21 protein-coding genes and 1 pseudogene are annotated in these 25,815 nt (G+C 69.5%); 12 read left to right on the top strand and 10 right to left on the bottom strand.

The genetic code is table 11. The annotated features are described in order from the left end of the window. The first annotated feature begins 11 nt into the window (after positions 1-11). Both BLU77_RS01740 and pepN read left to right on the top strand, forming a co-directional pair. Entirely contained in the window at positions 12-509 is a 498-nt protein-coding gene (locus BLU77_RS01740; RefSeq protein WP_089771417.1) for a GNAT family N-acetyltransferase, read from the top strand. A 223-nt stretch (positions 510-732) separates the two neighbouring features. Further along, positions 733-3,279 carry an aminopeptidase N gene (gene pepN / locus BLU77_RS01735; RefSeq protein ID WP_089772903.1) on the top strand — a complete coding sequence of 849 codons (2,547 nt, stop codon included), beginning with the start codon at positions 733-735 and terminating at the stop codon, positions 3,277-3,279. 24 nt (positions 3,280-3,303) lie between these two features. On the opposite strand, the gene BLU77_RS01730 is transcribed toward pepN, so the two are convergent. After that, positions 3,304-6,573, bottom strand: a complete 3,270-nt coding sequence (locus BLU77_RS01730) for an ATP-binding protein (protein ID WP_175476904.1) — start codon at positions 6,571-6,573, stop codon at positions 3,304-3,306. 224 nt (positions 6,574-6,797) lie between these two features. Beyond that, positions 6,798-7,544, bottom strand: coding sequence for an AfsR/SARP family transcriptional regulator (locus BLU77_RS01725; RefSeq protein WP_089771415.1), 747 nt, complete (start codon positions 7,542-7,544; stop codon positions 6,798-6,800). 291 nt (positions 7,545-7,835) lie between these two features. Here BLU77_RS01725 and BLU77_RS21955 point away from each other — a divergent pair, with 291 nt between their 5' ends. From BLU77_RS21955 to wecB, 5 genes and pseudogenes are all read left to right on the top strand, one after another. Further along, positions 7,836-7,988 (top strand): hypothetical protein, encoded by a 153-nt coding sequence (locus BLU77_RS21955; RefSeq protein WP_175476903.1) that lies wholly within the window; start codon positions 7,836-7,838, stop codon positions 7,986-7,988. Further along, positions 7,988-9,340: an XrtP-associated glycosyltransferase gene (locus tag BLU77_RS01720; RefSeq protein WP_089771414.1), complete on the top strand. Its 1,353-nt coding sequence runs from the start codon at positions 7,988-7,990 to the stop codon at positions 9,338-9,340. Before BLU77_RS21955 ends, BLU77_RS01720 begins: the two co-directional genes overlap by 1 nt. A gap of 4 nt (positions 9,341-9,344) precedes the next feature. Further along, complete coding sequence (locus BLU77_RS01715) at positions 9,345-9,908, top strand: exosortase/archaeosortase family protein (RefSeq protein ID WP_089771413.1); 564 nt, start codon at positions 9,345-9,347, stop codon at positions 9,906-9,908. Between the two features lie 21 nt (positions 9,909-9,929). Next, a complete protein-coding gene (locus tag BLU77_RS01710) occupies positions 9,930-10,964 on the top strand; it encodes a hypothetical protein (protein WP_139177530.1) in 1,035 nt (344 codons plus the stop codon). Positions 10,965-11,057: 93 nt separating this feature from the next. Beyond that, a pseudogene (gene wecB, locus BLU77_RS22480) lies at positions 11,058-12,131 on the top strand (non-hydrolyzing UDP-N-acetylglucosamine 2-epimerase); the annotation flags it as partial. Between the two features lie 48 nt (positions 12,132-12,179). Here wecB and BLU77_RS01700 read toward each other — a convergent pair. The 3 genes from BLU77_RS01700 to BLU77_RS22865 all read right to left on the bottom strand — a co-directional run bounded on the left by BLU77_RS01700 (position 12,180) and on the right by BLU77_RS22865 (position 16,634). Beyond that, positions 12,180-13,571 (bottom strand): class II fumarate hydratase, encoded by a 1,392-nt coding sequence (locus tag BLU77_RS01700; protein ID WP_089771411.1) that lies wholly within the window; start codon positions 13,569-13,571, stop codon positions 12,180-12,182. Positions 13,572-13,656: 85 nt separating this feature from the next. After that, the gene (locus BLU77_RS01695) at positions 13,657-14,733 is read right to left on the bottom strand and encodes a class I SAM-dependent methyltransferase (RefSeq protein ID WP_089771410.1); all 1,077 of its coding nucleotides are present in this window, start codon (positions 14,731-14,733) and stop codon (positions 13,657-13,659) included. A 215-nt stretch (positions 14,734-14,948) separates the two neighbouring features. Then, positions 14,949-16,634 carry a LuxR family transcriptional regulator gene (locus BLU77_RS22865; protein WP_139177527.1) on the bottom strand — a complete coding sequence of 562 codons (1,686 nt, stop codon included), beginning with the start codon at positions 16,632-16,634 and terminating at the stop codon, positions 14,949-14,951. 119 nt (positions 16,635-16,753) lie between these two features. Between BLU77_RS22865 and BLU77_RS01685 the strand changes: the two genes are divergently transcribed. Next, on the top strand, positions 16,754-17,149 hold the full coding sequence (locus tag BLU77_RS01685; RefSeq protein WP_089771408.1) for a DUF1304 domain-containing protein: 396 nt from the start codon (positions 16,754-16,756) through the stop codon (positions 17,147-17,149). Here BLU77_RS01685 and BLU77_RS01680 read toward each other — a convergent pair. After that, complete coding sequence (locus BLU77_RS01680; RefSeq protein ID WP_089771407.1) at positions 17,146-17,562, bottom strand: GNAT family acetyltransferase; 417 nt, start codon at positions 17,560-17,562, stop codon at positions 17,146-17,148. The two genes, BLU77_RS01685 and BLU77_RS01680, sit on opposite strands and share 4 nt — an antisense overlap. Then, a complete protein-coding gene (locus BLU77_RS01675) occupies positions 17,559-18,683 on the bottom strand; it encodes a GuaB3 family IMP dehydrogenase-related protein (RefSeq protein WP_089771406.1) in 1,125 nt (374 codons plus the stop codon). Before BLU77_RS01675 ends, BLU77_RS01680 begins: the two co-directional genes overlap by 4 nt. A gap of 69 nt (positions 18,684-18,752) precedes the next feature. Here BLU77_RS01675 and BLU77_RS01670 point away from each other — a divergent pair, with 69 nt between their 5' ends. From BLU77_RS01670 to BLU77_RS01660, 3 genes are all read left to right on the top strand, one after another. Continuing rightward, a complete protein-coding gene (locus BLU77_RS01670; protein WP_089771405.1) occupies positions 18,753-19,451 on the top strand; it encodes a VOC family protein in 699 nt (232 codons plus the stop codon). Positions 19,452-19,587: 136 nt separating this feature from the next. Beyond that, positions 19,588-20,334 (top strand): exonuclease domain-containing protein, encoded by a 747-nt coding sequence (locus tag BLU77_RS01665; protein ID WP_089771404.1) that lies wholly within the window; start codon positions 19,588-19,590, stop codon positions 20,332-20,334. Positions 20,335-20,470: 136 nt separating this feature from the next. Continuing rightward, positions 20,471-22,285 (top strand): ABC transporter ATP-binding protein, encoded by a 1,815-nt coding sequence (locus BLU77_RS01660; RefSeq protein WP_089771403.1) that lies wholly within the window; start codon positions 20,471-20,473, stop codon positions 22,283-22,285. A 7-nt stretch (positions 22,286-22,292) separates the two neighbouring features. Here the strand turns inward: BLU77_RS01660 and guaB are convergent, their stop codons facing one another. Beyond that, positions 22,293-23,831, bottom strand: coding sequence for an IMP dehydrogenase (gene guaB, locus BLU77_RS01655; RefSeq protein ID WP_089771402.1), 1,539 nt, complete (start codon positions 23,829-23,831; stop codon positions 22,293-22,295). Between the two features lie 34 nt (positions 23,832-23,865). Further along, a complete protein-coding gene (locus tag BLU77_RS21950; RefSeq protein WP_175476902.1) occupies positions 23,866-24,798 on the bottom strand; it encodes a MerR family transcriptional regulator in 933 nt (310 codons plus the stop codon). Between the two features lie 246 nt (positions 24,799-25,044). Between BLU77_RS21950 and BLU77_RS01645 the strand changes: the two genes are divergently transcribed. Continuing rightward, positions 25,045-25,335 (top strand): WhiB family transcriptional regulator, encoded by a 291-nt coding sequence (locus BLU77_RS01645; protein WP_089772902.1) that lies wholly within the window; start codon positions 25,045-25,047, stop codon positions 25,333-25,335. A gap of 84 nt (positions 25,336-25,419) precedes the next feature. On the opposite strand, the gene groES is transcribed toward BLU77_RS01645, so the two are convergent. Continuing rightward, positions 25,420-25,716 carry a co-chaperone GroES gene (groES, locus tag BLU77_RS01640; RefSeq protein ID WP_089771401.1) on the bottom strand — a complete coding sequence of 99 codons (297 nt, stop codon included), beginning with the start codon at positions 25,714-25,716 and terminating at the stop codon, positions 25,420-25,422. Between the last annotated feature and the right edge of the window lie 99 nt (positions 25,717-25,815).

Here is a 25,815-nt window from a genome sequence, read left to right as displayed (position 1 = left end):
GAGGTGACGAGATGACGCAGCAGCAGACGGTTGTGGTCCTGCGTGAAGTCGATGATTCCGACCTGGATGCCTTCTTCGCCCAATTGCGTGATCCTGACGCCGCCAATCTGGCGGGCGACATGTTCGAGGCACCGGACGAACGGCAAGCGTTCGACGCGCACTGGCGCCACCTACGGGCAGACCCCAGTGCCCACCTGCGCACGATCGAGGTGGACGACGACGCCGGACCGCGGGTGATTGGCCACATCCGAGGACGGAACGAGTCCGACGAGCACCGCGTCTCGTTCTGGATCGATCGTGAGTACTGGGGCCGCGGGATCACCACCAGGGCGCTCGGAGCATTCCTGGACGAGGTACCGCATCGGCCGGTGTTCGCGCGGGTTCCGCGGCACAATGAGGCGGCGCTGGTGGTGCTCCGCAAGAACGGGTTCATGCCCGTGGGCGAGGAGACCGGGTACATACCCGACCGTGGCCGGGTGGTGGACGAGCTGGTGCTCCGGCACAACTGAGGCGCTGGCCGTACGGCGACGAGCACCGGCCGGTAGGTGCCATCCGTTGTCGTCATGCTGCCAGTACACCGACGACGACCGGCACCCACCGACCAGCCCGGCTCCGGTAGATGCCACCCGTCGTCGGTTTCGGCTCACGACACCGACGACGAGCGGCACCTACCCGGGCCGGTCCCGTCCTGAGGGTTCAGTCCTGTCGGTCCGGCATGGCATGCTCACCACCATGCCTGGAACCAACCTCACCCGGGACGAGGCCGCTACCCGCGCCGCCCTCCTCTCCGTCGACAGTTACGCCATCGATCTGGACCTGACCGGTTCGGACACCCACTTCGCGAGCACCACCGTGATCCGGTTCTCCTGCTCGCAGCCCGGCGCCGCCACCTTCGCCGACCTGGTCGGCGCCGAGGTCCACGAGATCACCCTGAACGGCACCGCCCTGGACCCGGCCGAGGTCTACGCCGACTCCCGGATCCTGCTGCGCGACCTGGCAGCGCAGAACGAGCTGCGCGTGATGGCCACGCTCCCCTACTCCCGCACCGGTGAGGGACTGCACCGGTTCGTCGACCCCGCCGACGGGCGCGTCTACACCTACACCCAGTTCGAGGTGCCCGACGCCCGACGGGTGTACACCACCTTCGAGCAGCCCGATCTGAAGTCGGTCTTCACCTTCACCGTCACGGCTCCGGATCAGTGGCGGGTCATCTCCAACGCCGCCACGCCGGAGCCAGCGCCTGCCGCCGAGGGCACCGCCACCTGGTCCTTCCCCACCACCGAGCGGATGTCCACGTACATCACCGCTCTGGTGGCCGGGGAGTACCACGAGGTGCTCGACTCCTACCAAGGCGCGAACGGCGCCATTGCACTCGGCCACTACTGCCGCCAGTCCCTGGCCGAGCACCTGGACGTCGAGACGCTGCTGCACGTCACCAAGCAGGGCTTCGCCTTCTTCGAGGAGACCTTCGGCGTCCCCTACGCCTTCGGCAAGTACGACCAGCTGTACGTGCCGGAGTACAACATGGGCGCGATGGAGAACGCCGGCGCCGTCACCTTCCGCGACGAGTACCTGCCCCGCTCCCGGCAGACCCACTCCTTCTACCAGCAGCGCGCGAACACTATCCTGCACGAGATGGCGCACATGTGGTTCGGCGATCTGGTCACCATGAAGTGGTGGGACGACCTGTGGCTGAACGAGTCCTTCGCCGAGTGGGCCTCGCACCACGCGATGGCCAGCGCCACCGAGTACACCGAGGTGTGGACCGCCTTCACCAATGCCCGGAAGAACTGGGCCTACCGGCAGGACCAGCTGCCGTCCACGCACCCGATCGCCGCGGACAACCACGACCTGGAGGCCGTGGAGGTCAACTTCGACGGGATCACCTACGCCAAGGGCGCCTCCACGCTGAAGCAGCTGGTGGCCTGGGTGGGTCTGGAGGAGTTTCTCGCCGGCCTGCGCGCCTACTTCACCGAGCATGCCTTCGGCAACACCGAGTTCGCGGACCTGCTGCGTGCGCTGGAGGCATCCTCCGGTCGTGAGCTGGCTGGGTGGGCGGACGAGTGGTTGAAGACCTCTGGGGTGAACGTCCTCTCCCCCGAGTTCACGATCTCCGACGGCGGAGCGTACGAGACCTTCGCCGTGCACCAAGGTGCGGCATCAGAGTTCCCCACGCTGCGCCGTCACCGGATCGGCATCGGCCTGTACGACCTGACGGGCGGCGCCCTCACTCTGCGGGAGCGGGTCGAGGTGGACGTACGCGGCGAGCTCACCGTGATCGAGGAACTAGTGGGCGAGGCGCAGCCGGACCTGCTGCTGCTCAACGACGGCGACCTCACCTACGCCAAGATCCGCCTCGACGAGCGATCTCTGGCCACTGCGGTCGCTCACATCCAGGATTCCCCGGACTCCCTCACTCGGGCCCTGCTGTGGGGCGCGGCGTGGGACATGACCCGCGATGCGCAGATGCCGGTGGCGACCTTCGTGGACCTGGTGCTGGCCGGGATCGGCACCGAGACCGACCTCACCGCCGTCGGCCGGTTGCCCGCGTCGGTGCGCGCAGCGATCGAGCTCTACACCGAGCCGGCCCGGCGGGACGGGCTGCGGGAGACCTGGGAGTCCGGGCTGCGTGACCTGCTCACCGGCGCGGAACCGGGCAGCGACCACCAGCTGGCCTTCGCTCGCGCCCTCGCCGGTGCGGCGCAGACTCCGGCCAGCCTGGACCTGATCTCGGCTCTTCTGGACGGATCGACCGCGCTGGACGGGCTGACCGTGGACACCGACTTGCGCTGGGCACTGCTGACCGCGCTCACCCGCACTGGCCGTGCCGGTGAGGAGCAGATCGCTGCCGAACTGGAGCGGGACAACACGATCTCCGGTCAGGAGCGTGCGGGGATGGCGCGCGCTGTCCGCCCCGACGCTGCAGCCAAGGCCCAGGCCTGGCGGGACGCCGTCGAACGCGACGACGTGGCCAACGAGACCCAGCGGCAGACCGCCCTGGGCTTCGCCACCCTCGGGCAGGCCGACCTGCTGGCGCCCTACCTGGAGAAGTACCTCACCATGGCGGAGAGCATCTGGGAGGACAAGGGCGTGCAGCGGGCCTCGACGGCGCTGACCTACATGTTCCCGCTCCCCCTGGCCTCCGCTGAGGCGGTGGACCGGGTCACCCAGTGGCTGGCCACATCATCGGCGAACCCGGCCGCGAAGCGGTACGTGCGCGAAGGGCTGGACGACATGCAGCGGGCACTGACCGCTCAGGAGCGGTCACGGCGATCCTGAGCGCTGAGCCCCGACGGCGTCCGGTCACCTCCCAGAGGTCAGGTGACCGGACGCCGTCGGCCGGCCAAGTCGTTCGAGAGTCCGCGCCAACGCACGCCGTGCCGACGGCAAGTAACGGTATGCATGGACGATCTCGTAACCGGCGATGGCGCACTGGTAGGCCTCGATTGCAGCCTCGAGATCTCCGAGGGCCACGTGCAGATCGCCGATCGTACCGTCGGCACTGCCCCAGTATTGGCCGAATCGGAAGATGCCGTGCTCGCCGCGGTGCCGCTGCAGATGCTCCAGGCAGACCTCCAGGCCCGCCCGATGCTCCGTGCGTCGGCACGTGCCGGCGAGGAGCAGCAGCCGTGGCACGATGTCGCTGTCGGGGATGATCTCGTCGCGGATCTCCTCGACCAGGTCGGCACACAACTCGCGCGCCGAGGCCGCCCCCGCCACCGCCGGCAGGTAGGCGGCGACGTACCTCATGATCGGGTGCCGGCTGGCCCACGTGGGGTGGGCCAGCAACGGCGACTGTTGCGCCGCGTCGAGGTCGCCGGTGAGCAGCGCCAGGTACGTTCGCTGCCCGTAGAAGCTGGCCGCCCGTCGGGCGTTCTCCGCCGGGTCCGGGTGTCGCGGCGCCGCAAGCGCCTCGTCGATCAGCCGGTATGCCCGCCCCACGTCTCCGGCGGCGATCATCGTTGTGATGCGCCACTGGGTGAGGTCGAATCGGGTCTGATCATCGGCATCGTTGAGCGGCACGGGACACGGTGGCTGATCGTCGATGGCGCGCATCCCGGCCGCAACCTCGCTGACCCAGAGCCGGAGCCACGAGCCGATCGGATCGGCGGTGTCGTCCTCGACAAGCGCGCGGGCAGTGAGCAGCTGGTCCGGCACCGCCTGATGCTCCCAGACCTCCAGACGGAACCTTCCTCGCATCACGGGGGCGATCTGGCAGGTCGAGTCGAGGAGCTCAGCGGCACGAGCAGGCCGATAGACCTGGATGGCCGCGAGCGCCTCACCCACGAGCTCAGGCAGTGCGGCGAGCTCACCGCTGGCGCACGCCTCGGACACGGCTGCCACCAGATGGTCGGTGACCTCCGGGCCGACCCGCCTGGTGTACTGGGTGCGCAGGATCCCGAGCGCAGCGAACAGGCGCCACCGGATCATCCCCGTGGCATCTGCCAGCCGCAGCTGCGACTGGTACAGCTCGTTCGCCATGTGCAACTGGCCCGCTGCCGCACACGCCCCGGCGGCCGCACCGAGCAACTGGGCGGTGCGGGTGTCCTGCTCGCGCTGCGGATCCATCGCCAGATGGTCCAGCGCCGCCCGATAGTGGGCGGCGGCCTGCGTGAAGTCCAATTGTGCGCTGGCGGCTTGGGCCGCAGCCGTGAGGGTGTCCACAACCTCATCCGTGCTGGTCTCCGGCCAGCCGCGCACGTAGTGGTGGGCGAGAATGTCCGCTGGGCAGGGCCGGCTGAGCGCCAGGCGCTGCAACGCCCGGCCGATGGCGGCGTGGATCCGGGTCTGGTGGTCGGCCTCGATCTGGTCGTACAGGTGCTCCCGGATGAGGGTGTGCACGAAGTCGTACCTGCCCGGTTCGCCCGGATCCGCTCGAACCAGCCCGTGGCTAGCCGCCGTGGCCAGCTGGCCGCGCCAGGTGGGCAGGTCCTGGCGAATCTCGCCGGGCAGCGCCGCGAGGGTGACAAGAGTGAACGTATCGCCGACGGCGGACGCGACCCGGAGGGTGTCGAGCACCTCGTCGGGGATGAGCTGCAGGTGGGCGTCGATGGCTGCCTTCAGATCATCCGGCAGGTCGGAGGTACCGATGTGTCCGGTTTGGTGGAGCTGGCGCACGTACAGCGGGTTGCCGCCCGTACGCCGCCGGAGGTCCACCGCGAGGGCGGGATCGTTCTCGCTTCCGATCAGCTGCGCCACCGCGTCGATGCTCAGGCCAGAGAGCCGGGTCCGCTGCTGGACCCACCGGGTCAGCTGGTCTGGCAGCGTGCGCGTCCGTGTGGTGATGAGCACGGCGAGCGCACTGGTGTGGGCGGCGCCCAACAACGCGGCGACCGCCTCCACGGTGGCGGGCGGCGCCCAGTGCAGGTCTTCGACCACCAGCACCAGCCCCGTGGGGTCGGCGATGCTGCGCAGCTGCTCGGACAACGCGGTGTGCAGCAGGTCGATGCTGGCGGCGGGGTCGGCCAGCGCGTCTCCGCGGAGGAGTCTGCTCAGCGGAGAGGTCTGATCGTCCGGCGGAGCCAGCGGGGCGAACACCGCGTACGGGAGGGTGCGGCGCGGATCGCACTGCAGCGTCAGCGCGCGTGGCCCACCTTCCTCGGCGAACCTGGCGAGCACAGCCCGCACCAGGGCACTCTTTCCGATACCTGCCTCGCCGCTGACCGCCACGACGCTGGGTGTCGTGCTCTGGATCGCCGTGCGCACAGCAGCGGAGACCGCCTCCAGGTCGCGGGATCGTCCGATCAGTGGCTCCGGCTCCAGAACCTGCCCGGCCGGCTCCACGGGGCGGGCGGCTGATGGTGCTTCGGCCGATTCGGCGCGGCCGAGGCGTGCGATGATGCCGGACAGTTCCGGGCCTGGTTCGACGCCTTGATCGATCAGCGCCCGTCGTGCCCGGTCACAGCTGCGGTTGGCGTCGGCGCGGTTGCCGAGGTCGAGGTAGCAGCCGATCAGCAGTGCCTGGCTGTGCTCCCACGCGGGCCGTTCGGTCGTGACGTGCTCAAGGAGCCTGATCGCTTCGTCTCGCCGAGAGGTACCGGACAGCAGCTCGCCGAGGCGCTCCATCGCTCCGAGGCGCAGCTCCGTGAACCTTTCGGCCTCGGCCGGCGGTAGAGCGGCCCGTGGTTCGCCGGCGCTGGGCCACGTCGACAGCGCCTGCGTCAGCGCAGCGACCGCACCCGTCCGGTCGCCGTCGCGGGCCAGGGTGTGCCCGCGCTGCAGCAGACCCTCATACTCACGGACGTCGATGCTGCACCAGGCCGCGACCAGCCAGTATCCGTACGGGTCGGAGGAGATGGCTTCCGTACCCCATGTTTTCCGGAGGCGCCACACCAACGTGGCCACCGACCGACGGGGCCTGGGCGGCAGCTCCTCTCCGTAGACCGCGTCGACCAGCTCGTCGACCGATGGGCGCTGCTCATGGAGCGCGGCGACCGCCAGAGCGATGACCAGGCGCTGCTGGGTCGGCCCCTGGGGTGTGACGTCGACGCCGTTCACGCACACGCTGAGCCGGTCCAACAGTCCGATCTGCACAGGCGCGGCAGCAGCCGGCGAGGCTGCACCGGGCGGCACAGGGAGTCCGCGCTCGAACTCCCCCGTCCCCCTGTGGCCCACGCACACCGACCCTACTCACCGGACTGGTCGGGCGTATAGGCGCAGGGGCTACGTCAAGTGTGACCTACGCCACACCATCGGCGGTCCGGGCGGGTGGCCCAGAGCCGCTCACGGCGACTGCTCGACGGTATCGATCACGGACAAATCAGCGACCTGGGGGTCACGGTGCACGATCAGATCCGTCAGTCGTTGTGAGGCCGGATGCCCCCGAGGTCGGCGGACGCCCGGCGCAGCACCTCGAGCGCGTCCACCTGACGGTCCATCAGGTGCAGAGCACGCGCCAGCATCAACCGGAAGCCCAGTCTCTCGGGGTGCGCAGCGATCAGGTGGCGCAGCGTGGACACCGTGGTGAAGTCCACGCCATCATCCATGGCGAGCTCCTGCTGCATCTCCAGAACCCCCAGCCGGAGGCGCCGCAGGCGCTGAATCTCCGGAATCGCGGCGCTGTACCGGAGAAGCTCCGGATATGGGTCCGAACGCCACAACGCCAGCGCACCGTCGACGTCCGCGGCGACGCGCTCGTGCCTTCCTTCCCGCCAATGGCGGCGCGCTGCGGCGGCCAGCGCGGAGAACCGGGACGCGTCGACGGCGTCCTCAGTAAGGACCAGCCGGACGGTCGCCTCGTCCACCTGCACCACGCCGTTGGGCAGTGCGACCGCCAACCTGCGCAACTGAATCCGGACCTGTGGGGCCGTGCCGTGGCGAGCGCCATCGCCGAGCATGCGCGAGACCTCGCCGATCGGAAGGGGGCGGTTCGCGTGCATCACGAGCCAGGCGAGCAGTTCCACACGCTGTCCGCCGATGTCGGCCGGCCGCCGCCCGGAGGTGACCCTGAGCGGGCCGAGCACATCGATACGCACCATTCGCTGTCCGGGGTACTCACTCGCACGCTCGCTGAGCCGGCCCCTGCTCCCTCCACGGATCGTCATCGGCACGATCGCCGCGCCGGTCGCCGGCCGTCAGCGTAGCCGGGCCGCTGGCTCCCTCGGTCACCGCCGGGTCACCAGGGGCGAGTGGGCAGGGGGCAGTTCGAGGTGCTGCCGGGCGGTGCCGGCGGCGTGGCCGACCCGTTGTTGACCGCCCGGTGACCGGGGTGTGCGTGCCGGTGACCGCGCGGTGACCCGACGTCGTCGGTGCCTTGCCACCGTGAGCTGACCGAAGGACTGGTCGGCGAGGGCGCCGGCCGTGGACGTTAGATACGCAAGGAGACACAGCAGCTCATGTACGCGAGCAGAGGGCCAGGGATCGGCGCAACTGCCGCCCTCGCCTACACCGGTGTCGCCACCGGGTTCTACCTGCTGGTGGCGCTCGTGGTGATCATCGCCGGTCTGCTGCTCGTCCGCACCGCACATCTGAAGCGGGTCGAGCACTGATGGGTTCACTCCTGATCGGCATCTCGTTGGTGATCGTGGTGACGTTCCTGTCCTACCTGGCCACGATCGCCCGGGCCTTCTTTCGCCGCCTGCCGGACCAGCCCGGCGATGCGGAGGCGTTCGAGTGGCACATGTTCGTTCCGTGCCGGGACGAGGACGTGGTCATCGGCGCCACGATCGATCGCCTTCGCGCCACCTTCGCCGGCGCACACGTGTGGGTGATCGATGACGACAGTGACGACGCCACCGCGGACGTGGTGCGCTCCCGGGCTGCGACCGACCCGATGGTGCACCTGGTGCAGCGGCGCCGTCCGCACGCCCGCACCGGAAAAGGAGACGCGCTGAACTCCGCCTACCACCGCCTGAACGCGTTCCTTCCGGCCGGCTGTGACCGCACCCGGGTGATCGTGTGCGTGGTCGATGCGGACGGACAGATGGCGGGCGACGCACTGGACCACGTCGCGGGGACGAAGGTCTTCGGCGACCCACGCGTGGGTGCCGCACAAATCTCGGTACAGATGCGCAACCGCGACGATCACCGACCCCGGCCGAGCAAGGGGCGGGCCGCGAACGCCCTATCCCGGTACCTGGTGCGGATGCAGGACATCGAGTTCCGGACCTCGATCTGTGCGATGCAGGCCCTACGCACCCAGACCCGCAGCGTCGGACTGGGCGGCAACGGTCAGTTCACCCGCCTGACGGTGCTCGACGCGATCGCCACCCAGGCGGGGCGGCCGTGGCACGGCGCCCTGCTGGAGGATTTCGAGCTCGGTGTGCATGTGCTGCTCACCGGCCACGAGATCCGGTTCGTGGCCGACAGCTACGTCTCCCAGGAGGGGCTGACGGACCTCAAGCGACTGTTCACCCAACGCACCCGGTGGTCGCAGGGAAACATCCAGTGCATCAAGTACCTGCCGCAGATCGTGCGGTCACCACACTTCACCTCCGGCGGAGTCCTGGAGTCCGGGTACTACCTGATGCTGCCGTTCATCCAGATGCTCGGCCTGTTCCTGTGGCCGACGCTGGCGGTGCTCACCGTGAGCGGGACCCTGCAGGTACCGGGTGGGGTCGTGAACTGGCTGGCGAGCTCGTGGTGGCTGCTCGCGCTGTTCTTCCTGATGAGCGTCGCCCCGTTCGCCATGTGGGGACCGATCTACCGCGCGACGTGCGAACCGCGGGCCACCCGGTGGCAGTCGATCCTCTGGGGGCTCGGCCTGTGGCTCTACATCTACTACATGTACGTCTCCGTCACCCGGGCGTTCGTCCGCATCGCCTTGCGGCGCGGTGGCTGGGCCAAGACGCGCCGGAACGGGGAGAACCTCACCGTCGGCGCGACCGCCAAGGAGGCATGAACCGATGCGCGCACCCACGACGTCCGGCGACTACCCGCTCGGGCGCAGGCTCGTCCGCATCACCGCCGCGCTGGTGCTGCTCGGCGCGGCCGCCGCGATGCTCTTTTGGCAGCAACAGGTCCGCTACGGCGAGATGAGTCTGGCCGGCACCTGGTTCGACCTGGTGCTGGCCGGATCGACGCACACGAACCGGGATGCCATCTACTTCTCCTGGACCGGCGGCGAGCTGATCGGGCTGCGGAACACGTGGGAGTGCACCGTCGCCCTGCTCGCCGGGCCACTGCTGGGGATCGGTGCGGTGCTGCTGGCCCTGACGCGGATCCCCTGGCACCGCCTGGTCACCGGCCTCGCCCTCGCGCTCGTGCTGATCGTCGCGGTGAACCAGCTCCGCCTCGCCATGATCGCCGTCTCCCTGCAGCGCTGGGGCATGGACGGCTACGCGCTCAGTCACACCGTCATCGGCTCGATCTTCGCGATCGCCGGCTTCGTCGTCGCGGCGATGGTCTTCCTGAAGATCGCCGGGGCCTCACCGACGGGTCGGCACCGGCCGGCACCGCACCTCGGATAACCCAAGGGAGAGGAATCACTGATGAATGCACGAACGCACCAACACGGAGCCAGGCGGGCGTTGACCGTACTGACCGGAGCGGTCCTGGCGCTCGGGATCGGCTCCGTCACCGCCCCGGCCGCGCAGGCTGCTGACCCCACCGACCTGGAGTCGGAAACGACTTTCGTGACCGATCCTGTGGAGGTTGGCGGCGAGGGAACTGTGTACGTCAACGTGTTCAACCGCGGCACCGTGGACAGCGGGGACTGGACCCAGACCATCACTCTGCCCGACATCATCGCGCCCGATCCGGTTCTTGAGGGCGTCGATTCGCCTCAGGGCGAGTGCACCGTGGACGGACGAATTGTCACCTGTACCGGCACCGGGTTGGGTGCCGGGTTCACCTTCAGCGCGATCATGACCGTCACCGGCCTTGCACCCGGCACCGACGTCATCACCGCGGCCCATGTCGTCGTCCCTGAGGATCCGGAACCGGCGAACGACAGCCACACGGTGCCCATCACTGTGGTGGGTCCCGAGACGGGGTCCGGCGACTGGGGCAAGCCCGGCAGCGGCCTGATGGAGCCGGGAAGGACCGCGTACTACGACGTCGCCTTCACCTGCCTCTCGGCAGAGGGCTGCGACTACGGGCCGGGAATGACGATCACCGACCAGGCGATGAATGGCGGGTCGTTCAACGCTGGCACCAACACCGTCTACATCAACGGCGAGACGGGCATCGGCAGCTGCCAGGTGACCACCACCGACATCAGCTGCACCGTCACCGGGACCGGGCACGCCGACCAGGGCGACGTCATCGGCTCCACGAATATCGGCTACGCAGTGGCGGGAGGCACTCCCCCCGACACGCAGGTATTCGCCCAGACGATCGCGTTCCCGGCGGGCTGGGAAGGCAACGATCCGTCCAACGACGTCTACCCGATCTTCACTCCACCCGAGGCCGGGGCGTCCATCGTCTCGGCGCAGGCCGGGATCGGTGCCGGGGCGCTCGCCCTGGTCCTCGGCAGCGGTCTCCTGCTCCGCCGCCGGCAGCGCGCAGGCCAGACGCCCACCTGACCCACCCAAGCCGCACCGCCGGGCGGGTTCCCAGTACCCGCCCGGCGGTGCACCCACGCCCCGCATGCCGACCAAGGAAGGCACAGCGACGTCATGACCACCGCAACGTCCACACCCCCGGGCCGGATCGCCGTCGTGCTCGGTACCCGACCGGAGATCATCAAGCTGGCCCCGGTGATCCGGGAGCTGGGCAGGCGGGCGTGGGTGATCCACACCGGCCAGCACTACGACGCGAACCTGGCCGACGACTGCTATACCGGGGCCGGGCTCCGGGCGCCCGAGACCGTGCTCACTGGCGTGGGCGGTCGCACCCGTACGCAGCAGATCGCCGTCAGCCTCGGCCAGCTCGATGACCTGTTCACGGCTGAGCGCCCGGCCGCGGTGATCGTGCAGGGAGACACGAACTCCACCAATGCCGGTGCCCAGGCGGCCAGCTACCACGGCATTCCCCTGATCCACGTCGAGGCCGGGTTGCGCAGCCACGACCGGGCCATGCCGGAAGAGCTGAACCGGCTCCTCGTAGGCGCGCTCGCCGACCTGCACTGCGCCGCCACCGATCACAACGTGCAGAACTTGCGCGCCGAAGGAGTGCCGGCCGAGCGGATCGTCCTGACCGGAAACACGATCGTGCCCTCCGTCGAGCGCATGCTCGAGCGGTGGGCCCCCGCCATCGCCGGGCGGCAGTGGATGGCCGGCGACTTCGTCCTCGCCACCATCCATCGGCCGGAGAACACCGACGACCCCGCGCGGCTGGAGGTGATCCTGGATCAGCTCGCCCGGATCGGGCTACCGGTCCTCCTCCCCCTGCACCCCCGCACCCGCGCCCTCCTCGCCCGGCACCGCCTGGAGCATCTGAGCGACCCCCTCACCGTCACCGGTCCGCTCGGGCACGCGGAGTTCCTCGCCGCCGCCAGCGGCTGCGTGTTGCTGGTCTCCGATTCCGGTGGCCTGCAGGAAGAGTGCACCGTGCTGAAGAAGCCATTGATCGTCGTCCGCAACTCCACCGAACGTCCCGAGTCGGTGGACGCCGGATTTGCGCACCTGGTACCACCCGGCCCCGGCATCAGCGTCGTGGCGCAGCGGCTCCTGGCCGACTCAGGACTTCCTCAGCGGCTGCGTGCAACGGCCAGCCCGTACGGTGACCGCCGCGCGGCCGAGCACATCGTCGCGGCCACGATGCGCCTGATCGGCGCCGGGCAGGGCGAACCGATGGAATCAGGGGTGCGTCATCGTGGAGACGTCGAGCGCCTGATCGAGCACCTCGGTGGTGATCTCGCCCCGCTCGACGTACCCGAGGTCCTCGACGGCCTGCCGGATCGTGATGCCCTCGGCCACCGAGTGCTTGGCGATCTTCGCGGCCGCCTCGTACCCGATGTGCCGGTTCAGCGGGGTGACGATCGAGGGTGAGGACTCGGCCAGCTGGAGCGCGCGCTCGGTGTTGGCGGTGATCCCGTCCACGCACTTGGTAGCCAGATGGGTCGAGGCGTTCGCGAGCAGAGTGATCGACTCCAGGCTGTTCCGGGCGAGCACCGGCAGCATCACGTTCAGCTCGAACGAACCGGAGGCTCCGGCGAACGCGACCGCAGCATCGTTGCCGATCACCTGGGCGGAGACCATCAGGGTGGCCTCTGGGATCACCGGGTTCACCTTGCCGGGCATGATCGACGAACCCGGCTGCAGGTCGGGCAGGGCGATCTCGCCGAGACCGGTGCGCGGGCCGGAACCCATCCAACGGATGTCGTTGCAGATCTTCACCAACGAGACCGCGATCGTGCGCAGCTGACCGGAGGTCTCCACCAGAGAGTCCTGCGCCCCTTGGGCCTCGAAGTGGTTCGGCGCCTCGGTCAGCGGCAGCCCGGTGCGCTCGGCGATCAGCTCGATCACCCGGGGGGCGAACCCGGGCGGGGTGTTGATCCCGGTGCCCACCGCGGTCCCGCCCAGCGGCAGCTCAGCCAGCCGCGGCAGCGCGGCGTTCACCCGGTCGATCCCGTTGCGGATCTGCTGGGCGTACCCGCCGAACTCCTGACCGAGCGTCACCGGCGTGGCGTCCATCAGGTGCGTGCGGCCGGACTTGACCACGGCAGCGAACTCGTCGGACTTCGCCTCCAGCGATCGGGCCAGTGTGTCCAGCCCGGGCAGCAGCTCCTCGATCACGGCCTGGGTGGCGGCGATGTGGATCGAAGCGGGGAAAGTGTCGTTGGAGGACTGCGAGGCATTCACGTGGTCGTTCGGGTGCACGTCCAGCGCCTCGGTGCTGGCGAGGGTGGCGATCACCTCGTTGGTGTTCATGTTCGAGGAGGTGCCCGAGCCGGTCTGGAAGACATCGATCGGGAAGTCGTGGTCGAACTCACCGGCGATCACGCGGTCCGCGGCGGCGCCGATCGCCTGCGCGCGAGCCTCATCCAGCACCCCCAGCTCGGCGTTCGCCTGCGCCGCGGCACGCTTGATGTGCGCGAGCGCGGCGATGTGGTGGCGGGAGATCCCGCTGCCGGAGATCTGGAAGTTCTCCACCGCTCGCTGGGTCTGCGCCCGATAGGTGGCGTTCTTCGGGACCTTCACCTCACCCATCGTGTCGTGCTCGATGCGGTACTCGATCTCCTGCGTCATCACTGCTCCGTCGTCGGGCGGTCGCTGCCACGCGCCAGTATTCCACCGGTTCGAGCGACATGAGCACGCCGGAGCAGAGCGCTCCTCAGGGTCGCGCCACGAAGTACACGTTCAGCGGATCGTCTTCCAGCTTGGTCACCTCGACGAGCCCGAATCCGGCGTCGGTGAGCATCTCCTGGGCACGCTGCCGACCCCAGGCAGTCCCCAGTCCGGCGCCACCGTAGGCGAGCGAGACCGTCATGCAGTGGAACACCGAGAAGGCGAACGCCAGCGGCGCCATCGGTGCACCGACGTTCTCCTCCAGCCGGGAGGAGAGATCGATGTCCCCCATCAGGAACACGCCATCGTCGTTGAGCACGCCTCGCACCCCGGCGAGCACGTCGGCCGGCCGCGCCTGGTCGTGGATCGTGTCGAAGGCGGTGACCACGTCGTAGGAACCGGTGAGCTCGGCGGCGTCGCCGAGTTCGAAGGTGGCATTCTCCAGCCCCCACTGCTCGGCCTCGGCCCGGGCCAACCCGATGCCTTCGGTGGAGATGTCCAGCCCGGTGAACCGGCTGTTCGGGAACGCCCTCGCCATCACGTTCACCGCGTGCCCGGCGCCGGTACCCACGTCGAGCACCCGGGCTCCGGCCTCCAGCCTGGGCACGAGGGTGTCGGCGAGCGGGAGGATGTCGGAGACCAGGGCAACGTCGTAGACACGGGCGGTCTCGTCCCGCTGCAGCTCCTGGAAGGTGTCGTACGCCTCGTAGCCGACGCCTCCGCCCTCGCGGAACACCCGGGCGATCTCCGGCTCGATGGTGCCCATCAGGCTCACGTACCGGGTGAACAGGGAGAGGTCGTCCACACCGGCACCGGTGGTGAGGCAGGCGGCGTGCTCGGCAGGCAACCGGTACGTACGGTCGTCCGGGTCGAAGGTGACGACCCCGCCGACCACCATGCCGCCGAGCCACTCCCGCACGTACCGTTCGTCGAGGGCGGCCGCACGGGCCACCTGGGTGCTGGTGGCGGGGGCATCGAGAGCGGCGAGCGTGTCGAGCAGCCCGGTGCGGTGCCCGAGGCTGATCAGCAGCACGAGGGCGGCATCGTCGAGGCCGCCGAGGATGCGTTCAGCGAACGCCTCAGCTCGTTCAACCGTCCCGACGGCGGTGGCTTGCGCGGACATGATGACCTCCGGTCTGCAGGGGGTGTGGGTGAGACCAAGGCTTCTCGCTCCCGGACGTCGGCGATACCGTCCGCACACGTACTATCCCCGGCAGCACACGTAGGCACCCCGACACGGGTCGGCGGTACCCGGGTTGCCAGCGTCTGCCCCACCTCCCAGGGCAGCCGGCACCACCGGACGTTCCCAGGAATCCGGCGTCGGACCTGTCTCGTGGGTCAGATCAGGTGCGTCCGGTGCGCGTAGGCGATGGCGACCGAGCGAGCGGCCGACCCGGTCGCCCCCACGGCGAGGTAGATGTTCGACAGGTGCCGCTCCACGGTGCGCACCGACAGCACCAGGCGTTCGGCGATCTCCCCGTTCGTCAGTCCCTGCGCCGCCAGGCGCAGCACCTGGACCTCCCGGGAGGTGAGGGCTCCGCCGTCGGCGGGACGCAAGGTGGCCTCGATCTGGGCGGCAAGCGCCACGACCCCACCGGCCCCCAGCTCCTCCGCAGCGGCCCGTGCCTGCGCAGCCTCCCGGCGTGCGCTCCCGGAGTGCCCGCACCCGCACAGCGCTTCGGCCAGGGCGATCCGTGCCTCGATGGTCTCGAACGCGAGGCCCGACTCGTCGAGGTCGTCCACCGCCTGCTCGAGGAGCGGCACGGCGGCCTCGGGGCCTTCCCGCTCCCCAGCGACGCGCGCCCGGCACAGTCCGGCGGTCCCACGGATCCCAGCTGTCGGCACGCGCTGCGCCGTGCTGGTGAGCTCCTCGACCGCCTGGTCGGCCCGTTCCAGGTCCCCGAGGGCGAGCCGGGCCCGCACCAGTACCTCGAGACCATCGACCCGCTCGATCACGTCCTCCGGCGAGACCATCCGCAGATAGCGCTCGGCCAGGTCGGCGGCGGATTCTGCTTCACCGCGGGCCAGCTCATGAGCGGCGCGGCCCACCAGCACCAGGTGCCGGACCGCTCGCCGGTACGGTTCCCGCTCCGCGACCGAGAGATCACGGTCGGCCTCATCGGCGCGACCCTGGCGGAGCCGCAACCTGGCCCGGGTGATGAGGCTCATCGCCACGGTAAGCGGACGCCGCTGCCCGTCCCGCACCGTCTGCTCCAGCGCGGCCTCCGCCTCCACCCACCGGCCGGCCAGCAGCATCGCCCCGGCGTACTGGGTGCGGGCGAAGGCACCGAAGGTGTCCCCACCGGCTTCGGCCACGGCCATCACCCGTTCGGCCCACTGCACCACCCGCCCGGCGTCGCGGATACGTTCGCACGCCGTCAGCAACAGACAGTAGGTGTCGAAGGCATCGGTCACCGACAGTTCCCCCGCGGCGGCCGCGGTCGCGACGCACTCGAGCTTCCGCATCCCGCCGTCCAGGTCGCCCAGCATCACGTCGATGAGGCCGAGATACGCCTGGCCCACCAGGATGTCCTCCTGCGCGCCGAGCCGCTCGGCGACCTGCACCGCGGCGACGGCGTGGCCGCGAGCGCCGGCGGGGTCCTTGTCGTAGGCGAGGGCGACATAGGCCTGCATCCCCGCGAGCCGCACGTGCGCGGACTCCTCGGGAAGTCCCGCGATCAGCTGGTCGGCCCGGGAGAGCCAGCCCCGGGCCACCGAGAGGGTTCCGGAGTGCTCGAGCGTCACATCGGCCAAGGTGAGCGCATCCACGGCGGCCGCCCCGGCGTGCCCCTCGGCACGCCTGCACCGGTAGGCCCGTTCCAGAGCGCCCCTGGTGGCGGGGATGTCGTCAAGCACGCGGCACGCCGTGGCCAGTCCCTCCAGGGCGATCGCATCCGGGCCGCCGGCGAGGATCTCTTCGAAGGCGTCGCGAGCCTCCTGGAATCGTCCCGCATCGAGCAGGCCCTGGCATCGAGTGGGTGGGTCGTCCGTCACGGTCGCCTCCGCACCGGTCAGCGGGTGCATCGAGCGTACTCCCGTCGCCGGCAGGTCTCTCGTCGACCGGTCGCCGGACGGCCCACCGCCCGCAGCGGTACCGTGGGCCACCCGTCCGAACCCTCGGACACCGATCATCAGGACGACTCATGCTGACCGTCGCCCTCGTGCTCGCCGCCCTCGCGGCGCTGCTGCACGTGTACATCTTCGCGCTGGAGGCGCTCGCGTGGAACACCCCGCGCGGGCGAGCCACGTTCGGAACCACCCGGGAGCAAGCCCGAGCCACCCAGGAACTCGCCTACAACCAGGGCTTCTACAACTTGTTCCTGGCACTGGTCACCACGGTCGGTGTGGTGCTCATGGCCGCGAGCACCGGCCCGGCAGGAGCGGGACCTGCCCTGATCTACGCGGGTGCCGGATCGATGCTCCTGGCTGCCGTGGTGCTGGTGACGAAGAACCGGGCGATGGCTCGTGCGGCAGTTGTCCAGGGCACAGCACCAGCGCTCGCGCTCACCCTCCTCACGGTCGTGCTGCTGATGAACTAACCCAGCCAGCGCCCCCACACGGTGACGTCCTGCGCCTCGTAGCCGAGTGAGGCGTAGAACTCTCCCGCGGGGTTTCCCTCGCGCACCATGAGGTTCACCTTCGGCGCTCCATGCGAGGCGAGCCATGCCTCCGCGGCCACCACAAGGCGGCGGCCATGCCCCTCCCGCTGCCGGTCCGGCGCCACGGCGAGGTAGTAGATCCACCCGCGGTGGCCCTCATACCCGGCGAGCACGGTCCCGCACAGGTGACCTGCGCCGTCGTGCAGCACCAGCACCGTGGAACTCGGCGTGGCCAGGGCCGTGGCGAAGTCCGCCTCGGGGTTGTTCCACGGCCGGGTCAGGCCGGCGGCGTGCCACAGGCCGACGACGGCGGAGGCGTCCTCGGCGTGTGCCTCTCGTGCCGCTGTGGTCACCGGGGTGTGTACGGCGAGACCACGACCTCCACACGCTGGAACTCCTTGAGGTCGGAGTATCCGGTGGTGGCCATGGCACGGCGGAGCGCACCGAACATGTTCAGCGTCCCGTCGGCGCGGTTGCCGGGCCCGAGCAGGATCTCCTCGAGGCTCCCGACGCTTCCCACGTGCACCCGCTCACCGCGCGGCAGCTGCGGATGGTGCGCTTCGGGCCCCCAGTGCCAGCCCTTGCCGGGGGCCTCGCTCGCGCGGGCGAGCGCGGCACCGAGCATCACGGCGTCGGCCCCGCATCCGATCGCCTTCACCAGGTCGCCGCTGCGGCCCACACCGCCGTCGGCGATCACGTGCACGTACCGGCCGCCGGACTCATCCAGGTAGTCCCGCCGCGCGGCCGCCACATCGGCGACGGCGCTGGCCAGCGGGGCGTGGATGCCCAGGGTCTGCCGGGTGGTGTGCGCGGCACCTCCGCCGAATCCGACGAGTACTCCGGCGGCACCAGTGCGCATCAGGTGCAGGGCTGCGGTGTAGGTGGCGGCCCCGCCCACGATCACCGGGACGTCGAGCTCATAGATGAACCGCTTGAGGTTCAGCGGTTCGGCATGGCCGGAGACGTGCTCGGCCGAGACCGTGGTGCCGCGGATCACGAACAGGTCCACCCCGGCGTCCACCACGGTGCGCCAGTGCTCCTGGGTGCGCTGCGGAGAGAGTGCTCCCGCGACGGTCACCCCGGCCGCACGGATCTCCTGCAGCCGGGCGGTGATCAGCTCCGGCATGATCGGCGCCGCGTAGATCTCCTGCATCCGCGCCGTCGCACCCTCGGGAGGGAGTTCGGCGATCTCGGCCAGCAGCGCGGTGGGGTTCTCGTACCGGGTCCACAGGCCCTCGAGGTCGAGTACGCCGATTCCGCCCAGCTCGCCGAGCTGGATCGCGGTCTCCGGGCTCATCACCGAATCCATCGGCGCGGCCAGCACCGGCAGCTCCACCTGGTAGGCGTCGATCTGCCATGCGATGGACACTTCCTCCGGATCCCGGGTACGCCGCGAGGGCACCACGGCGATGTCGTCGAAGGAGTACGCGCGGCGGCCTCGCTTGCCTCGGCCGATCTCGATCTCGTTGCTCACGCCCCACAGGCTACCGGCTGCACGCCCCGGTGCCGCGCCCTTTCAGGGCGAGTGAATTACGGTGGCCTCGTGGCCCCGACCTGGCTGACCGTCTTCCTCGATTTCGACCCCGCCCGCTTCGACGTGGGGGTGCAGTTCTGGCAGCACGTCACCGGATCTGACCTGTCTCCACCTCGCGGCGAGCACGACGAGTTCGCCACCTTGCTCCCTGCCGACGGCGACCCGTTCCTCCGGGTGCAGCGCCTGCAGCACCGCCCGAGCGGCGTTCACCTCGACGTGCACCTGCCGGGCCGTGAGTTCGACGTGCGCCGCTCTCCCGGCGGCATGGCCTACTGCGTCGTTCCCGGACCCGAGTCCCGACGCCCGGCCGCCTCGGTGTGGCCAGGCGGCCACCGGTCGATCGTCGATCAGATCTGCCTCGACATCCCCGCGCGCCACTACGACGACGAGTGCGCCTTCTGGAGCGAGCTGACCGGCTGGGCGCTTCACGGGTCGACCGTGCACACGGACTTCCGATCCCTGGTCCGCCCCCAGGGTCAGCCGATCCGGGTGCTGTTGCAGCGCGTGCTCGACGACCGCCCTCGCGTGACGGCGCACGTGGATCTCGCCACCGACGACCGTGCGGCCGAGAGCCGACGCCACGAGGCGCTCGGTGCACGCGTCGAGGGCGTTCACCAGTGGTGGACCGTGCTCGTCGACCCAGCCGGGTCGCGCTACTGCATCACTGACCGCGACACCGAGACGGGGATGCCCGCCACTTCCCGATGAGCAGGGCGCCATCGTCTCCCGCAGCGATCTGCTCACCGGCTGACCATGGTGGGCCCGGCGTGTGCCCATCGTCGGTGTCAGTGCCGTGTGGTTGCGTAGGCACCACGTTCGGGAGGTTTCTGGAGATGAGCGCGAGATGACGACATGGCTCGATGGGCCACTGCTCGGTTTCGACACCGAGACCACCGGCGTGAACCCGTTCCGGGACCGGATCGTCACGGCGGCCTTGGTGGGCCGTGGGGCGAACGGCACCCAGCAGCGCACCTGGCTGATCGATCCCGGTGTGGAGATCCCGGAGCAGGCGTCCGCCATCCATGGCATCAGTACCTCCTATGCCCGCAAGCACGGGATGGCACCCCGCCGGGCCCTGGCCGAGATCGCGGACGAACTGACGACGGCGTTCCGGTTCCGGGTTCCTGTGGTCGCCTTCAACGCCGCCTTCGACCTCACCATCATCGAGCGCGAGCTGGAACGGCACGGTCTGCCCACCATCGGCGAACGACTCGGCCGTCCGCTCGCCCCGGTGCTGGATCCGCTGCTGCTGGATCGCGGGCTTGAGCACTCTCGACCGGGCGCGCGTCGACTGGTCGACCTGTGCGGGTACTACGGCGTGCAGGAGTCCGGCCGACTGCACACCGCCGACGTGGACGTGGAGGCGACCCTGGACGTGCTCGCCGCGCAGGTCCGCGAGCACCCGGACCTGGTGGAACGCTCCCTCGGGGAATTGCACGAGTGGCAGACCGATCAGCACCAGCGGTGGGCGGAGCGACGCAACGCCGAACGCTCGAGGCAGGGCGTGGACCCCGGCACCAGCATCGAGTGGCCGCTACCTACCGCCGAGAACGTGCCCGGGAGGGCACGGCCGGGACCCATCCCGGCCTGAGCCCCGCAGTACCGCACCCTCCCCGATGGTGTGCCACGTCACACCACGATCCCGCCACCCGGACGCGATGGCGGAATCACTTCGCTGCACACGCGTTGCATGAAGTGAGATCCACCGTTCGAAAGAGGTTGCTCCCATGTCCGCGCTGCTGCGCATCCTGCGGTTCACCCGCTCCCTGAGGCTGTACTACGTCGGCATCATGCTCGCCGCCGCTGTAGTGACGGGGGCCGGGCTGGCCGTGCCGTTCATCACCGGGCGGGCCACCGACGTGATCGTGGACGCCCTGGACTCCGGTGGCGGTGACGACGTGCTCGGGGCGACGATCCGGACCGTGCTGCTGCTCGCTGCTGCGTTGCTGCTCGCCGAGCTGGTGGACACGCTGGTCAGCAACATCGGCGGCTACTGGGGGGACGTGATGAGCGCGCGGATGCGCACCATCCTGTCCAGCCGCTACTTCGAAAAGCTGCTCTGGCTGCCCCAGCGCTACTTCGACAATGAGCTCACCGGCACCATCGTGGCCCGGCTGAACCGGTCGATCGCGGAGATCACCAACTTCATGAAGTCGATGTCGAACATGTTCGTCACGCTGATCATGACCACGATCGCGGTGCTGGTGATCAGCGCCTGGCACTACTGGCCGCTCGCGGTGCTGCTGCTGATCGCCTACCCGCTGTACCTGTGGTTGACGGCCCTGACGTCAGCGAAGTGGCAACGCCTAGAAGGCCGCAAGAACGAGCACGTGGACATCGCTTCCGGCCGGTTCACCGAGGTGATCGGGCAGATCCGGGTGGTGAAGTCCTTCGCCCGCGAGCGCAGCGAGCTGCGCCACTTCACCGAGCACTTCGACGCCACCATCGGTCTCACCGATGAGCAGTCCCGGCACTGGCACCGGATGGACGTGATCCGGCGCGCGGTGCTGAACGTGATCTTCTTCGTGCTGTACGCGATGATCTTCGTCCGCACCGTTCAGGGCCACTTCTCCCCCGGTGACATGGTGATGCTCGTGCAGCTGATGGCGATGGCGCGCCAGCCGGTCACCAGCCTGAGCTATGTGGTGGACACCGCGCAGCGGGCCATCGCCGGGTCGAAGTCCTACTTCGAGGTGATGGAGCTGGACGAGGCGAGCATCGGTGGTGGTGGAACGCCACCGCGGGAGCCGTCCCCCGCTCCCTCGACGGGCGGCGACGGTGCCACGATTCGCTTCACCGACGTCCGGTTCGGGTACGACAACGACGGCGACGTTCTCTCCGGGGTGTCCTTCGAGGTGGGCCGAGGTGAACGGGTCGCCTTCGTGGGCGAGTCCGGCGGCGGCAAGACCACCCTGATGAACCTCCTGATGGGGCTGTACGACACACGCTCCGGATCAATCGAGGTGGCCGGCGCTGGTGCCGACGTGGAGGCGTTGCGTCGCAGCATCGGTGTGGTCTTCCAGGACCCGTCACTCTTCTCCGGCACCGTGGCTGAGAACATCGCCTACGGCCGGCCGGACGCCACCCGGGCCGAGATCGAGGACGTAGCGCGGCGGGCAGCCGTGGATGAATTCGTGCGCAAGTTCCCCCGCGGCTACGACACCGTGATCGGGGAACGTGGCATGAAGCTCTCGGGCGGGCAGAAGCAGCGGATCGCAGTCGCCCGGGCGATGCTGAAGGATGCGCCGATCCTGGTGCTGGACGAGGCCACCAGCGCGTTGGACACCAAGTCCGAGCGGCTCGTGCAGGCCGGTCTGGAGAACTTGATGCATGAGCGCACCTCGCTGATCATCGCCCACCGGCTCTCCACGATCGCCGAGGTAGACCGCATCATCACCCTGCGCGACGGGCGCATCGACGAGATCGGCACCCCGGACGAGCTGGCCGCCTCAGGCAGGATCTACGCCGAGCTGCTCGCCCTGCAGAACTCCGCGAGCGCCGCCGACCGCAAGCGCCTGAAGACCTACGACGTGGTGGGCTGAGCCCCGCTCAGCGGCCGCCGTAGTTCGGCGCCTCGGCCACCATCTGCACGTCGTGCGGGTGCGACTCCTTCAGCCCGGCCGAGGTGATCCGCACGAACTTCCCGCGCTGCTGCAGCTCGGGCACGGTCCGCGCACCCACGTAGAACATCGACTGGCCAAGACCACCGGTGAGCTGGTGCGCCACCTGCGCGAGCGGGCCACGGTAGGGCACCTGCCCCTCGATGCCCTCGGTGATGATGTCGTCGTCGGCGACATCCCCCTGGAAGTACCGGTCCTTCGAGTAGGAGCGCCGGTCCCCACGGGACTGCATCGCCCCCAACGACGCCATCCCGCGATAGCGCTTGAACTGCTTACCGTTCACGAAGACGAGGTCGCCCGGGGACTCGTCACAGCCGGCGAGCAGCCCGCCGAGCATCACCGAGCTAGCCCCGGCTACCAGGGCCTTGGCGATGTCACCGGAGTACTGCAGTCCGCCGTCACCGATCACCGGCACCCCGGCGGGCTTGCAGGCCAGGGAGGCCTGGTAGATGGCCGTCACCTGGGGCACACCGACGCCGGCCACCACGCGAGTGGTGCAGATCGATCCTGGGCCCACCCCCACCTTCACGGCGTCGACCCCGGCGTCCACCAGCGCCTGCGCACCTTCACGGGTGGCGACGTTCCCGCCGATCACCTGCACGTGCGCGCATCCCGGATCGCTCTTCAGGCGGCGCACCATGTCCAGCATGAGTCGTGCGTGCCCGTTGGCCGTGTCCACCACGAGCACGTCCACGCCAGCCTCCACCAGCGCGGTCGCCCGCTCCCACGCGTCCCCGAAGAACCCGACGGCGGCCCCCACCCGCAGGCGGCCTTCGGAGTCCTTGGTGGCGAGCGGGTACTGCTCGGACTTCACGAAGTCCTTGACCGTGATCAGGCCGCGGAGCCGGCCGGCGTCGTCGACGAGCGGGAGCTTCTCCACCTTGTGCTTGCCGAGCAGTGCCGCGGCGTCGTCGGTGCTGATGCCGACCTGCCCGGTGATCAGCGGCATCGGCGTCATGATGTCGCGCACGATGGTCGTCGCGAAGTCGTCGAGTGCGACGAACCGGATATCGCGGTTGGTGATGATGCCGAGCAGCACCCCGGCCCCATCCACCACGGGCATCCCGGAGACCCGGTACCTCGCGCACAGCTGGTCCATCTCGGCCAGGGTCGCGTCGGGCCCGATCGTGAGCGGATCTGTCACCATGCCCGACTCGGACCGCTTGACCAGGTCCACCTGGCCGGCCTGGTCCGCGATCGGGAGGTTGCGGTGCAAGATGCCGATACCGCCCTGGCGCGCCATCGCGATCGCCATCCTGGACTCGGTCACGGTGTCCATCGCCGCGGAGACGAGCGGGATGGCAAGGTCGATCTCTCGGGTCAGCCGGGTGGCGGTGTCGGCATCGCTGGGGATGACGTCGGTCTCGCCGGGCAGCAGGAGAACGTCGTCGTAGGTGAGGCCGACGAAGGCGAACGGGTCGGTCTCGGTGGTGGTCGGAGCTGACGGTGCGGCGGGCGGCTCAGTCACTCACCGATCATAACCGCGCGAACCGGCAACAGGCTCAGCCGGAGAAGCCGGACGGGTGCAGCGCAGCCCGGTCTGCGAGCAGGCTCTCGATCTCGTGGACCGCTCCTGCCAGCGTTCGCGCGCGAGGGAGGTCGGCCAGCTGCGAGTGCACACCCGTGAGTGAGATCACGAAGGCGAGGCGATCGGTGGCGTGCATCGCCTCCGCCACTGCCTGCCCATCGCGCGGTTCGCCGAGCAGCACCGCCATCTGCACCTGCGGGTCCGAGCCGACCGACACCGATTCAGAAGTCCGGGTGCGTCGCGCCGGCCGGAGCACCCGGGCGCCGATCTCGCGAGCCACCAGCTCCCCGGCGAGGACGTGGGCGTCGAGGTGGTGGTCGAGGTCGGCGTAGATCATCACCACCAGGTTGTCCTCGGACCTCGATCCGTGCGCGTGATCTCGCACGGCTGCCAGCAATGCGGCGCCGAGCGCAGCCACCGGGTCACGCCCCGGCCGGTCTCCGTGATCACGCGCCTCGAGGAGGTCCAGAGCCGGACGCACCAGGTTCTGCCACGCGCTCAATCCGCCGGACTGCGCCGCAGCCCGGTGCACCATCCGGTGCAGGCGGCGCTCGTCGGTCTCCACCGCGGCGGCCGCGAGCGAGAGCGGGTCAAGGATGTCGGCCACGCCGGCATCGTCGTCGTCAGGAGCTGCCTCGTCCGCCTCCAGACCGCGGGCGAGGCGCGCGGCATCAGCCGGGGCGACCCCTTCGCGGGTGAGCCGGCGCATCGTCTCCAGCCTGGTCACGTCCTCGGCGTTGTACCGGCGGTGCTGGCCGGCCGTCCTGCTGGACGGGCCGAGGCCGTAGCGGCGATCCCAGGTGCGCAGCGTCGATGCGGCCACTCCGAGCCGCTTGGCGACAGCGGCCACGGTCAGGCGAATCCGAGCACGCTCGCGCTCGTCCGAACCGGATCGTGCCACGGGCACCCGGTCCTCCTCTCGGCGGCCAAGGGGGACAACTGCGCTGGCAGCCTACGTCCGGAATCGATGTCGAACAACTTCTACGGAGCAGCTCCACCAGTTTCTGACCGGGTCTTGAACAACTTCTGAAACGCTTGTAGGTTGAACACAGATCGCCACGGTGACGACTCAGGGGAGGGCATCGCGGCGACAGCGGAATCGCCGACCGCCGCAGGGAGCGGCCGACGACAGACGAACAGAAGGGTGGGCACCATGGCCGAACTCTCAAGGCTCCCGGGGCCGATCATGGACCTCTGGGACTGGCAGTACGAAGGCGCCTGCCGGGAGACCGGCGACGAACAGTTCTTCCATCCGGAGGGCGAGCGGGGCGCATCGCGGCGTCGGCGTGACGCCAACGCCAAGGCGGTCTGCGCCCGGTGCCCCGTCATTCAGCAGTGCCGCGAGCACGCCTTGCGGGTACGCGAACCGTACGGGGTGTGGGGAGGACTCTCCGAGGACGAGCGCACCGCGATCCTGGCTCAGCAGACTCCGGCGGCCAGCTGACCAGCATGGCGAGACGCCCGGCACATGACGAAGGCCCCGGTCCCACGCAGGGACCGGGGCCTTCGTCATGCCTTCAGGCGTGAATCACTTGTCGACAACCGCGAGGATGTCGCGCGCCGAGAGGATGAGGTACTCATCGCCGGCGTACTTGACCTCGGTGCCTCCGTACTTGCTGTAGATGACAACGTCACCGACAGCAACGTCCAGCGGCACACGGTTGCCGTTGTCGTCGACGCGACCCGGGCCGATGGCCAGGACCTCGCCTTCCTGCGGCTTCTCCTTGGCAGAGTCCGGGATAACGAGCCCGGACGCGGTGGTCTGCTCGGCCTCGAGCGTCTTGACGACGATCCGGTCCTCGAGCGGCTTGATGGAGACCGACACTGCGGACCTCCCCTTCGCATGAGTGGTGAACAATGACAAGGGTCTCCCCCGGCCTCGGTGCCGTCCGCCGTCGCGGGGGTCGGGCATGCACCACAGCAC

The organism is Ruania alba (genome assembly GCF_900105765.1).
Lineage (GTDB): Bacteria > Actinomycetota > Actinomycetes > Actinomycetales > Beutenbergiaceae > Ruania > Ruania alba.
This window is presented reverse-complemented; position numbering and strand designations above follow the sequence as displayed.

Bases quoted from the DNA above. Each gene is read 5' to 3' on its own strand.
- BLU77_RS01645 (WP_089772902.1), top strand. From the start codon at position 25,045: ATGGCCGAACTCTCAAGGCTCCCGGGGCCGATCATGGACCTCTGGGAC.
- BLU77_RS01665 (WP_089771404.1), top strand. From the start codon at position 19,588: ATGACGACATGGCTCGATGGGCCACTGCTCGGTTTCGACACCGAGACC.
- BLU77_RS01700 (WP_089771411.1), bottom strand. From the start codon at position 13,571: ATGACGCAGGAGATCGAGTACCGCATCGAGCACGACACGATGGGTGAG.
- BLU77_RS01740 (WP_089771417.1), top strand. From the start codon at position 12: ATGACGCAGCAGCAGACGGTTGTGGTCCTGCGTGAAGTCGATGATTCC.
- BLU77_RS01685 (WP_089771408.1), top strand. From the start codon at position 16,754: ATGCTGACCGTCGCCCTCGTGCTCGCCGCCCTCGCGGCGCTGCTGCAC.
- pepN (WP_089772903.1), top strand. From the start codon at position 733: ATGCCTGGAACCAACCTCACCCGGGACGAGGCCGCTACCCGCGCCGCC.
- BLU77_RS01715 (WP_089771413.1), top strand. From the start codon at position 9,345: ATGCGCGCACCCACGACGTCCGGCGACTACCCGCTCGGGCGCAGGCTC.
- BLU77_RS21955 (WP_175476903.1), top strand. From the start codon at position 7,836: ATGTACGCGAGCAGAGGGCCAGGGATCGGCGCAACTGCCGCCCTCGCC.
- BLU77_RS01695 (WP_089771410.1), bottom strand. From the start codon at position 14,733: ATGTCCGCGCAAGCCACCGCCGTCGGGACGGTTGAACGAGCTGAGGCG.
- BLU77_RS01660 (WP_089771403.1), top strand. From the start codon at position 20,471: ATGTCCGCGCTGCTGCGCATCCTGCGGTTCACCCGCTCCCTGAGGCTG.
- BLU77_RS01725 (WP_089771415.1), bottom strand. From the start codon at position 7,544: ATGACGATCCGTGGAGGGAGCAGGGGCCGGCTCAGCGAGCGTGCGAGT.
- BLU77_RS01710 (WP_139177530.1), top strand. From the start codon at position 9,930: ATGAATGCACGAACGCACCAACACGGAGCCAGGCGGGCGTTGACCGTA.
- BLU77_RS01720 (WP_089771414.1), top strand. From the start codon at position 7,988: ATGGGTTCACTCCTGATCGGCATCTCGTTGGTGATCGTGGTGACGTTC.
- BLU77_RS22865 (WP_139177527.1), bottom strand. From the start codon at position 16,634: ATGCACCCGCTGACCGGTGCGGAGGCGACCGTGACGGACGACCCACCC.